Annotated in this window: 1 protein-coding gene; it reads left to right on the plus strand. The window is 37.8% G+C overall.

The window, feature by feature from the left end; genetic code table 11:
• Nucleotides 1-282 precede the first annotated feature (282 nt).
• Nucleotides 283-1,862, plus strand: a 1,580-nt coding sequence (locus V7183_RS00965; RefSeq protein ID WP_335358438.1) for an N-acetylmuramoyl-L-alanine amidase, incomplete at its 3' end; no start/stop codon positions are given.

The raw sequence follows: 1,862 nt of genomic DNA on the forward strand, positions 1-1,862 counted from the left end.
CTATGCATGGCCAGATGCTCTCATCCACCTAAAAAGAAAGAGGTTTTTATGACGGTTTTTTAACTTTTATTTGTATATAAACATTTCCTAATTAAGCATTTTCTGTAATAAACATTTAATATTTATTATTTAATATGCGTATTTACTCTAGAGTTATAATGCCATACAATAATTTAGGTACTATTAAATAGTAGAATAGTAGAGGGATAATAAATATTTAATTTTTTATTGTTTAATAGAACATAGTTTCATAATGAACAGGTATGAGAGGAGAAAAATTTAATGAAATACGGAGTAATCGCAGCAGGGATTCTAGCAGTCAACTTATTAGCGTATCCATTAAGTAGTTCAGCAGCGGAAAAGAATTTTCCGGATGTACCGAGCTGGGCGCAAGATTCGGTTAACTATTTAGTTGGGAAAAATGCACTGGACGGAAAACCAGACGGAACATTTTCACCATCTGAAACAATTGATCGAGGATCAGCTGCAAAGCTAATCGCGGTGGTACTAGGTTTAGAAATTAATCCAAATACAAAACCATCTTTCCAAGATTCACAAAACCACTGGGCAGCTCCTTACATTGCCGCGGTAGAAAAAGCAGGTGTGATTAAAGGTGATGGTACAGGGAACTTTAATCCATCAAGCACCATTAATCGTGCTTCTATGGCATCTATGCTTGTAGAGGCTTATAATTTAAATAATAAAATCATTGGTGACTTACCAACGCAGTTTGATGATTTAAAAGGACATTGGGGCGAGAAGCTAGCTGATACTTTAGTTGCTTTAGGTATTTCTAAAGGAACAGGTGATGGCTGGAACCCAGATGGTATCGTTACGCGTGCAGAAGCAGCTCAATTTATCGCACAAACTGATATGGGAAAAGCAGATACATCAAAAAGAATGTATATGAATAGAAACTTTATCACATATCATGAGCCATCATTATCATCAGGTATCACATCCAGTCAACATAGTCCGCAAATCGTTGTAGTGAAAGAACAACGAGAAGACGGATGGATGAAGATTGTAACGGATAAAGGCGATAAATGGACGCCTTTAAATGAGAAACAAGAGTATATCGATGGCACATTTACTACATATCAAGAAGCGTCTCATGGCTCTAAAGTATTAGGGAAATATGACGCACAAAACGTAACAGTGATTGAAGAAAGCGGAAGCTGGATTCGTATTCGTACATATGCTGGTTTCCAATGGGTTGATAAAAGTCAGTTGAACCCGCCGAAACAAGCGAATTTCTTAGAAGGAAAAGCAATTATTATTGATCCGGGTCACGGCGGTGTAGATCCTGGCCACGAAGGCGTAGACATGGATGAAAGTAAAATTGTATTAGACACATCTTTACGCGTACAGAAATTATTTGAGAAGAAAACACCATTTACTGTATTGCTAACGCATGATACTGACACAAGACCAGGAACAGATGCAAAAGATTCTCTGAAAAAACGTGTAGAATTTGCTCAAGCGAATAAAGGGGATATTTTTGTAAGTATTCATGGCAATGGTTATAACGGAAGTGCTCAAGGTACAGAGACTTACTACTACAAATCAGCAACGACAGCAACAAACCCACATGTAGAAGAAAGTCGTGTACTAGCAGAGAAAATTCAAGATCGTCTTGTAGCAGCACTTGGAACACGCGATAGAGGTGTAAAAGAAGGCGATTTATATGTAATTCGTGAAAATACAATGCCAGCTGTATTAACAGAACTTGCATTTGTAGACAACAACGTAGACGGTGCGAAACTATCTTCACCAGATGGAAGACAGCGTGCTGCCGAAGCAATTTACGCTGGTATTTTAGACTATTATGAGTGGAAAGGTAATGACGTTTCTTCTTACCG

This window comes from Bacillus sp. JJ1127 (assembly GCF_036965845.1).
Taxonomy (GTDB): domain Bacteria; phylum Bacillota; class Bacilli; order Bacillales; family Bacillaceae_G; genus Bacillus_A.